This window comes from Actinosynnema sp. NPDC059797 (assembly GCF_042732085.1).
In the GTDB taxonomy this organism is placed as follows: Bacteria; Actinomycetota; Actinomycetes; order Mycobacteriales; family Pseudonocardiaceae; genus Actinosynnema.
In genome coordinates, this window is sequence record NZ_JBHWIE010000325.1 from 1 (window position 1) to 8,169 (window position 8,169).

Here is an 8,169-nt window from a genome sequence, read left to right on the forward strand (position 1 = left end):
ACGCCGGCCGTCGACGGGCACCGGAAAACCAGAGAGGATGGTTCCATGGTCACCCCCACGGCCACCGGGGCCCGACCGCCCTGGCAGGACGCCCACTTCATCGGCGGCCACCCGGTCCTCGACCTCGCGAACACCGTGTTCAACCGGGCGCACCCGGTCGAGGGCGGCGAGCTGCTGCGGGCGCCCTCGGACGTCCTGACGTGGTGCGCGTCCGCGGGCCTGGTCGAGGAGGCGCCCCGCCTGGCGAAGTCGGCCGCGAGCGGTCTCGTGCCGGAGGTCCGGGCGGTGCGCGAGCAGGCGTGGGCCGCGTTCAGCGCGGTCGCCCGCGGCGAGGCGGCGCCCGCCGAACCCCTCGGCGCGCTCCTCGAACGGGCGGGGGCGGGCGTGCGGGCCGGGCGCGTCCGGCAGGTCGGCGCCGACCCCGGCCGCGTCACCGCGGACTGGGCGGCGCCCGGTGCGATCCCCGAGGCGCTGTCGCTGCTGGCGGTCCAGGCGCTGTTCACCCTCCCGCCGGACCGGGTCAGGGCGTGCGGGAGGTGCGGCTGGCTGTTCCTGGACTCGTCGCGGGGCGGACGTCGCCGCTGGTGCAGCATGAGCACCTGCGGGAATCGCGAGAAGGCCAGCCGGCACCGCCAGGTGGAACGCGCCGCCGACTGACCTCCCCGGGCCCCCTCGGATCACTTGGAGGATTTCGACGATTTCGATTTGGCGGCGCGGAGCTCCCGCCGCACGATCGGCCGGTCGTCGCGGGGGCGGGCCACTTCCGAGAAACCGGCGTCGATAAATGCGCTGACAATTCCGGTCATCGCCGTGTCCGCACCGGCGCGCTTTCCCTTCGCAGGTTCGATCGGATAACCTTCGGCGATCTTGTAGCCCTGGGTGGCCGCATGTCCGCACACCGCGTCGATGATGTCCGACAACAATCCGCCGCCGCGGTGCTCCTTGCGGACGTAAATGCACGCGATCGAGCAGACGGGCTGGTCGTCGACTTCCGAGAGCAGGGGTGAGCGCTCCAGCCTCGGGAACGCGCCCCGCGGCCCGAGCGAGCACCACGCCACCGGCTCGCCGTCCCGGTAGACGACCACGCCGGGCGCCGGATCGCGCCTGGTCAGGCGTTTCATCGCCGCCTTGTTCCCGTCGCCCTTGCCCTCCATCCACTCCGAGGTGGACAGCCGCCAGTGCATGCACCAGCACCCGCGGGCTCCCCCGTTCGTCCCCATGACCGCTTCGAAATCCTCCCAGGTGTCCTTGGACAACTCCTTGACGGCCAGGGAGTCGGACGCTTTTCGACCGTTGCGGGTGGTCATCACTGCACCGCCAATCCGGTGTCGAGGGCTCGATGTGCACGAGTGTCACGGCCCGCCTGCGCGGGCTTCTTTTCGGGTTTCCAGTGCGCCGTACCGATAAACCAGCCATTCGCCGACGACGGGGTTCGGGGTGCCGATGATCGTTCCCGATTTCGTGTTGCCCGGTGCTAACCTGGGAAAACCTGTAGACAGCTCATCCGGACCACCTGGTCCGATCGGTTCATCAGCCCATCTGCAATTCAGTCCATTTGCGACAGTGATGACGGAGGGCCGACACTTGGCTGAAGAAAGCGTATTGGACGTGCTGGAGGCCGAGGCGATCCACGTGCTGCGCGAGGTCGCCGGGGCGTTCCGCCGGCCGGTGCTGCTGTACTCCATCGGCAAGGACTCCTCGGTGCTGCTGCACCTGGCGGCCAAGGCGTTCGCGCCCGGCCGCATGCCGTTCCCCGTGCTGCACATCGACACCGGCTGGAAGTTCCGCGAGATGATCGCCTTCCGGGACGAGACCGCCGAGAGGCTGGGGCTCGACCTCCTGGTGCACACCAACCCGGAGCGGGTCTCGCCGTTCTCCCACGGGCCGCACGAGCACACCCGGATCATGAAGACCGTCGCGCTGCGCCAGGCGCTCGACGACAACGGGTTCGACGCGGCGATCGGCGGCGCGCGGCGCGACGAGGAGCGGTCGCGCGCCAAGGAGAGGATCTTCTCCCTGCGCGAGCCGGGCCACCGCTGGGAGCCGCGCTCGCAGCGCCCGGAGTTCTGGTGGCGGGCGAACACCGAGCTGGCCGACGGCCAGACGATGCGGGTGTTCCCGCTGTCGAACTGGACCGAGCTGGACGTGTGGCGCTACATCAGGCGCGAGGGCATCCCCGTGGTGCCGCTGTACTTCGCCGCGCCGCGCCCGGTCGTCGAGCGCAACGGTTCCCTGGTCATGGTGGACGACGAGCGCTTCCCGCTGGAGCCCGGCGAGCAGCCGGAGCTGCGCCGCGTCCGGTTCCGCACGCTCGGCTGCTACCCGCTCACCGCGGCCATCGAGTCCAAGGCCGAGGACGTCGACGAGATCATCGACGAGATGCGGCTCGACCGGCGGTCCGAGCGCGCGGGCCGGCTGATCGACGGCGAAGGCGGCACGTCCATGGAGAGCAAGAAATCGGAGGGGTACTTCTGATGGTCTCGGTGCTTCGGGTGGTCGCGTGCGGCTCGGTCGACGACGGCAAGTCCACCCTCATCGGTCAACTGCTCGCCGCGACCGGCGGCGCCACGGAGGACCAGCTCGACTACGCGCGGCGGACCAGGCGCGGCGGTTCCACCATCCCGGCCGGGACGGTGGACTACTCGCTGCTGACCGACGGGTTGGAGGCGGAGCACGAGCAGGGCATCACCATCGACGTCGCCCACCTCTTCCTGGACCTGCCGTCCGGGCGTCGGGTGATCCTCGCCGACGCGCCGGGACACGAGCAGTACACCCGCAACATGGCGGTGGCGGCGTCCACCGCGGACGTCGCGGTGCTCCTCGTCGACGCCACCAAGGGCGTCCGCGAGCAGACCCACCGCCACCTGTCGATCTGCGCGCTGATGGGCGTGCGGGCCGTCATCGCGGTGGTCAACAAGCTCGACGCGGTGGACTACGACCGCGCGGTGTTCGACCGGCTGGCGGACGAGGTGCTGGCGGCGGCGTCCGCCCTGGACGTGTCGGCGACCGCGATACCGGCCAGCGCGCTCGGCGGGGACAACGTCGTCGCCCCGTCCCCGAACCTGCCCTGGTACGACGGTCCGACGCTGCTCGACGCGCTGGCGGGCTGGGAACCCGCCGACGGGCCGGCGCCGGCCGGGAACGCCTACCGGCTGCCGGTCCAGTACGTGATCCGCGCGGACGACCTGCGCGGTTTCGCGGGCACGGTGGTCGGCGGCGAGGTCCGGCCGGGCGACGCCGTCGCGGTCGCCGGCAGCGGCGTGGCGTCGAAGATCGAGCGGGTGCTCGGCCCCGGCGGCGGCGACCTCGACCGGGCCGGCCCCGGCACCCCGGTGACGGTGACGCTGGCGGACGACGTCGACATCCGCCGCGGCGACCTGCTGACCACGCCGGACGCCCTCGGCAACGGCCTGTCCCCGGCGAGGGCGTGCTCCGCCACGCTGGTCTGGACGACCGAGGAGCCGCTGCGGCACGGCCGCTCCTACCTGATGCTGGCCGGGTCGCGGACCGTGCCCGCCGTGGTCACCACCGTGCGCGACAGGCTGGACGTGGTGTCCGGCAAGCAACTCGCCTCGCGCACCCTCGGCCTCAACGACATCGGCACGGTCGAGCTGACCACCGACACCCCGGTCTGCCTGGACGGCTACCGGGAGCACCGGGACACGGGCAGCTTCCTGCTGGTGGACCGGACCAGCAAGGAGACCGTGGCGGCGGGCATGGTGCGGTACGCGCTGCGGCGCGGCCGCAACGTCGTCCCGCACGCCTACACCGTCGACCGGGACGCCAGGCAGCAGCTCAAGGCGCAGCGCGGCAAGGTGCTGTGGCTGACCGGCCTGCCCGGCGCGGGCAAGTCCACGATCGCCGACGCGCTGGAGCGGCGGCTGCACGCCATGGGGCTGCACACCTACGTCCTCGACGGCGACAACGTCCGGAGTGGACTGAACAAGGACCTCGGGTTCACCCCGGGCGACCGCGCGGAGAACGTGCGCCGGGTGGCCGAGGTGAGCCGACTCCTGCTGGACGCGGGCCTGGTCGTGATCGTCGCGCTGGTCTCGCCGTTCCGGACGGACCGGGCGGTGGCCAAGGGCCTGTTCCAGCCGGGCGACTTCGCCGAGGTCTGGGTGGACACGCCGGCGGAGGTGTGCGCGAGCCGCGACCCGAAGGGCTTGTACGCCAAGGCGAAGGCCGGCACGCTGCCGAACATGACGGGCGTCGGGCAGGGCTACGAGCCGCCGGAGGCCCCCGACCTGGTGGTCGACGGCTCCGGTTCGCTCGACGACGCGACGGACGAGCTGTGCGCGTTGCTGGACGTGTGAGGCGAGGGGGCCGACCGGTGGACGACCACGTGCTCGCCCGGCGGCTCGCCGGCGAGGCGCGCGACCTGTTGCGGGACCTGCGCCGGGAGCGGACCGACCTGGAGGGCGCGGACCTGGGCCGGGAGGGCGACCGCCGGGCGCACGCCCTCCTGGTCGGGGCGCTGCGCGACCGGCGGCCGGGTGACGCCGTGCTGTCCGAGGAGGGCGGCGGCGTGCCGGAGGAGCGGCGCTCGGGCCGGCTGTGGATCGTGGACCCGCTCGACGGCACCCGCGAGTACTGCGACCGGGGACGCGGCGACTGGGCGGTGCACGTCGCCCTGGCCGACGGCGGCGCGCTCGTGGCGGGCGCCGTCGCCCTGGCCTCGGGCCGCACGCACGACACCGCGGAACCCGTGCCGCTGCCCGAACCCCGACGCCGCGCCCGCCCCCGGGTGGTGGTGAGCCGCAGCCACCGCCCGGCGCTGGTCGACGCCCTGGCCGAGGTGCTGGACGTGGACCTGGTCCCGATGGGGTCGGCGGGCGTCAAGGCGGTCGAGGTGTGCACGGGCGCGGCGGACGCGTACGTGCACGACGGCGGCCAGTACGAGTGGGACAGCGCCGCGCCGGTCGCGGTGGCGCGGGCGGCCGGGGCGCACGCGTCGCGGGTGGACGGGTCGCCGCTCGGCTACGGCAACCCGGACGCGAGCATCCCGGACCTGCTGATCTGCCGGCCCGACCTCGCGCCGGCGCTGCTGGACGCCCTGGCGACCGCCCGCGCCGCCGTCACGACCGCGGCGGCGCGCGGCGCCCTGACCCACCCACCACCGCGCCCCGGTCGCTGACGCCCGGGGCGGAGAACGCGCCAGGCTGTCGGCCGATCCCGGCGGGGGCGGCCCGCTCCCCCGCTACCCTCGGGCGGGTGGACGACCTCCCCCTGCGCCCCTCCGCCGAGGCCGCGCTCGGGACCGGCGAGGTGGTCCGGGACCTGTTCGCCGCACTGGCCCGCGCGGGCGGGCTCGCCGCCGACCTGCTGGGACGGTTGGAGCGGCCGGGTCCGGGCGCGTCGGGTGCGGTGGCATCGGACGCGGTGGCGCGGGCCGACCTGGCGGCGGCGGCGTCGCTGGAGTCGGACCGGCTCGGCGACGTGCTCGTGCGGCCCGAGCACCTGGTGCTGGGCTGGGCGCGGGCGACCGGCTCCGGGTTGGGGCGCGTGCGCGAGGAGCTCCAACTGCTGGTGGCCGACCGCGCGCAGGCCGAGTACGAGGCGGTGCGACCGCTCCACCGCGAGGACGCCGCGCGCCCGCCCGTGGCGGTGCTGCTGGCCGGCGTGCCCGGCACCGGCAAGAGCACCCTCGCCGAGGCGCTGGCGTGGCGGCTGCGCGCCCCGGTGTTCTCGATGGACTGGCAGCTGGGCGCGCTGGTCCCGTTCGGCGCGCTGCGGCCGGACAACACGGCGCCGCTGGCCGAGACGAACCTGGTCGCGTCGCTGGCCCGCCAGCTCCAGCTGGGCCTGGACGTGGTCGTGGACGCGACCGGGCACCGCCGCGAGCTGCGCGACCGGCTGCGGTCGGTCACCGGGCGCCTGGGCGGCACGTTCACGGGCGTCGAGTGCGTGTGCTCCGACGAGGAGGTCCAGCGCGGCCGGGTCGAGGCCCGGGAACGGGGCATCCCGGGCTGGCACGCGACCGTGTCGTGGGAGCACGTGCTGCGCATGAAGTCGCTGTGGGAGAGCTGGGACGAGCCGCACCTGGTCGTCGACTCCGCCGTGGAGACGCCGGGAAGCGCGCTGCTCAAGGTGCTGGAGGCGGTGGGACCGCCGGGTGCGGCGAACCCCGGCCCCGGCGACCCCCGACCCCGGTGACCGCCCGGCCCGGTGACCCCCGACCCCGGCGACCCCCTGTCCCGGTGACCGCCCGCCCTCACCCGACGATCTTGGCGTAGCGGATCGGCGTGTACCTGGCGGCGGTCTCCGGCGACCACGAGCGCTCGACCGCCGGCTCGCCGTCGGGACCGGTGTGCTCGCGCACGACCGGTCGCGTCCGCGCCTGGTCCTCCCAGCGGACGAACAGCGCCACGTGGCCCGCGCTGTTGAGCGCGTCGCCCGGCATCAGCTCCTCGCGCGGTATCTCGCGGCTGACCTCGGCGAGGCCGCTCGTCGGCCGGGAGCGGTCCAGGCCCCAGGCCAGCGAGACGAACCCGGAGCAATCGGTGCGGTAGCTGCCGTGCTCGTTCTCGTGGCAGGCGGCTTGGCTGTAGGGCACCCGCTGGTCCAACCAGGTCTGCGCCCTGGCGAGGGCCTCGTCGCGGGACGTCGAGCGGTCCTCGGCGTACGTGCCGCACTCCCGGAGCGCGCCCGGCGCGTCGGCGAGCGCGGTCGGGGCGGTGAGCAGCGCGGCGCAGGCGAGAACGGCGGCCGTGGTGGTGCGGGTGGTCATCGTGCCCTCCGGTCGTGGTGTGCGGCCGCGGGCCGGGAGGACCCGCGACGCGGTCGCGACCAAGGGCTTCCCGCCACCCGTCCGGGTTTGCCCCAAACCACCTGCCCGGGTGCTCGTGGATATCCGGTTCCGGAGCGACCCCGCGAACGGCATCCTGGTCACCCGACCACCGGGGGAGGACTCGACATGACGTCGCCGGGCGTGCACCTGAGGGAGATCACCGACGAGAACCGGGACGCCGTGCGCGCCTTGCGCGTGCGCCCCGACCAGGAGCGGTTCGTCGCCTCGGTGGCCGACTCGCTGGACGAGGCGGCGGCCACGCCGGAGGGCGCGCCGTGGTACCGCGCGGTGTACGACGGCGACGAGCCGGTGGGGTTCGTGATGCTCAGCTGGGACGTGGCGCCGGCGCCCGGCATCCTCGGCCCGTACTACCTGTGGCGGCTGCTGGTCGACGCGCGCCACCAGGGGCGCGGCATCGGCCGCGCGGTGCTGGAGCGGGTCGTGGACCTGGTGCGGGCCGACGGCGCGACCGAGCTGCTCACCAGCTACCGGCCGGGCGACGGCGAGCCGTGGCCGTTCTACCGGTCGTTCGGCTTCGAGCCCACCGGCGAGCTGGACGAGGGCGAGGTGGTGTTGAGGCTGCGCCTCACGGACCGCTGACGGTGGTCGGCGCGGGCGGGGCGACGTCGCCGAAGTCCGGCAGCGGCCAGATGCGCCGCCACACCACCCCGGTCACGTCCGAGGCGGGCACGAAGCCGTACTCGCGGGAGTCGGTGGACATGGCGGGGTTGTCGCCCAGCACGAAGAAGCTGCCGGGCGGCACCACCGCGACCGCGTCCGTCCCGCCCCGGCCGTCGGCGGCGCAGCACACGCCGGGGTCGCCGTCGAGGGCCACCGCCAGCCACTCCCCCGCCACCGGGCGCACGTGGACCCGGGAGCCGGTGATGCGCACCTCGTCGCCGGGCAGCCCGATGACGCGCCGGACCGCCGTGACGTTGCCCCGGGTGCGGAGAGTGACGAGGTCGAACCGCTCCGGAGTGCCGTCGAGGGCGAGCACCCGATCGCCGGAGCGCAGGCTCGGGTTCATCCCGTCGCCCGACACCGGGGCCGAGAGCACCATCGCCGCCAACACCGCGACCAGCAGGAGTGACACCCCGCCGCCGATCAGCGCGGCCACGGGCCATCCGCGCACCTGGTGCTCCTCCCGCCGGCCCCGACCGCTGCGCGGGTCGCCGGTGCGGAGACCCGAAGTTCACGCAGGGTAACTCACGAGGGGGCGAGACCGCACTAATGGGGTATGGCGGGATCGGTGCGGTCGACCGGCGCCGGGTGGTGGGGGGGGGGGGGGGGCGGCGCGGCGCCCCCCGCCCCCCCCCGCCGCGCGGCCGGGGACGGGCGCGCCCCCCCGCCGCCGGCGCGCAGGAACGCGCGCGGGGGCG

At 74.6% G+C, this 8,169-nt stretch carries 9 protein-coding genes; 6 read left to right on the forward strand and 3 right to left on the reverse strand.

The window, feature by feature from the left end; translation table 11 throughout:
- Window positions 1-45: 45 nt before the first annotated feature.
- The gene (locus tag ACFV4N_RS35910) at window positions 46-657 is read left to right on the forward strand and encodes a CGNR zinc finger domain-containing protein (RefSeq protein WP_499677120.1); all 612 of its coding nucleotides are present in this window, start codon (window positions 46-48) and stop codon (window positions 655-657) included.
- Between the two features lie 20 nt (window positions 658-677).
- Here ACFV4N_RS35910 and ACFV4N_RS35915 read toward each other — a convergent pair whose 3' ends face one another.
- Complete coding sequence (locus tag ACFV4N_RS35915) at window positions 678-1,307, reverse strand: GNAT family N-acetyltransferase (protein WP_499677121.1); 630 nt, start codon at window positions 1,305-1,307, stop codon at window positions 678-680.
- A 136-nt stretch (window positions 1,308-1,443) separates the two neighbouring features.
- On the opposite strand from ACFV4N_RS35915, the gene cysD reads away from it, so the two are divergent.
- From cysD to ACFV4N_RS35935, 4 genes are all read left to right on the forward strand, one after another.
- Window positions 1,444-2,475 (forward strand): sulfate adenylyltransferase subunit CysD, encoded by a 1,032-nt coding sequence (cysD, locus tag ACFV4N_RS35920; RefSeq protein WP_499677122.1) that lies wholly within the window; start codon window positions 1,444-1,446, stop codon window positions 2,473-2,475.
- Window positions 2,475-4,316: an adenylyl-sulfate kinase gene (gene cysC / locus ACFV4N_RS35925; protein ID WP_499677123.1), complete on the forward strand. Its 1,842-nt coding sequence runs from the start codon at window positions 2,475-2,477 to the stop codon at window positions 4,314-4,316. Before cysD ends, cysC begins: the two co-directional genes overlap by 1 nt.
- Window positions 4,317-4,333: 17 nt before the next feature.
- Entirely contained in the window at window positions 4,334-5,137 is an 804-nt protein-coding gene (locus ACFV4N_RS35930) for an inositol monophosphatase family protein (RefSeq protein WP_499677124.1), read from the forward strand.
- 77 nt (window positions 5,138-5,214) lie between these two features.
- Complete coding sequence (locus ACFV4N_RS35935; protein WP_499677125.1) at window positions 5,215-6,156, forward strand: AAA family ATPase; 942 nt, start codon at window positions 5,215-5,217, stop codon at window positions 6,154-6,156.
- Between the two features lie 58 nt (window positions 6,157-6,214).
- Here the strand turns inward: ACFV4N_RS35935 and ACFV4N_RS35940 are convergent, their stop codons facing one another.
- A complete protein-coding gene (locus ACFV4N_RS35940) occupies window positions 6,215-6,730 on the reverse strand; it encodes an NlpC/P60 family protein (protein ID WP_499677126.1) in 516 nt (171 codons plus the stop codon).
- A 186-nt stretch (window positions 6,731-6,916) separates the two neighbouring features.
- Between ACFV4N_RS35940 and ACFV4N_RS35945 the strand changes: the two genes are divergently transcribed.
- Window positions 6,917-7,390, forward strand: a complete 474-nt coding sequence (locus ACFV4N_RS35945; protein WP_499677127.1) for a GNAT family N-acetyltransferase — start codon at window positions 6,917-6,919, stop codon at window positions 7,388-7,390.
- Here ACFV4N_RS35945 and lepB read toward each other — a convergent pair.
- Window positions 7,377-7,922 carry a signal peptidase I gene (lepB, locus tag ACFV4N_RS35950; protein ID WP_499677128.1) on the reverse strand — a complete coding sequence of 182 codons (546 nt, stop codon included), beginning with the start codon at window positions 7,920-7,922 and terminating at the stop codon, window positions 7,377-7,379. The two genes, ACFV4N_RS35945 and lepB, sit on opposite strands and share 14 nt — an antisense overlap.
- Window positions 7,923-8,169: the final 247 nt, after the last annotated feature.

What these genes read in the sequence shown, in the direction of transcription:
- ACFV4N_RS35910 (WP_499677120.1), top strand. Translation starts at nt 46, where the DNA reads ATGGTCACCCCCACGGCCACCGGGGCCCGACCGCCCTGGCAGGACGCC.
- ACFV4N_RS35915 (WP_499677121.1), bottom strand. Translation starts at nt 1,307, where the DNA reads ATGACCACCCGCAACGGTCGAAAAGCGTCCGACTCCCTGGCCGTCAAG.
- cysD (WP_499677122.1), top strand. Translation starts at nt 1,444, where the DNA reads ATGATCGTTCCCGATTTCGTGTTGCCCGGTGCTAACCTGGGAAAACCT.
- cysC (WP_499677123.1), top strand. Translation starts at nt 2,475, where the DNA reads ATGGTCTCGGTGCTTCGGGTGGTCGCGTGCGGCTCGGTCGACGACGGC.
- ACFV4N_RS35940 (WP_499677126.1), bottom strand. Translation starts at nt 6,730, where the DNA reads ATGACCACCCGCACCACCACGGCCGCCGTTCTCGCCTGCGCCGCGCTG.
- ACFV4N_RS35945 (WP_499677127.1), top strand. Translation starts at nt 6,917, where the DNA reads ATGACGTCGCCGGGCGTGCACCTGAGGGAGATCACCGACGAGAACCGG.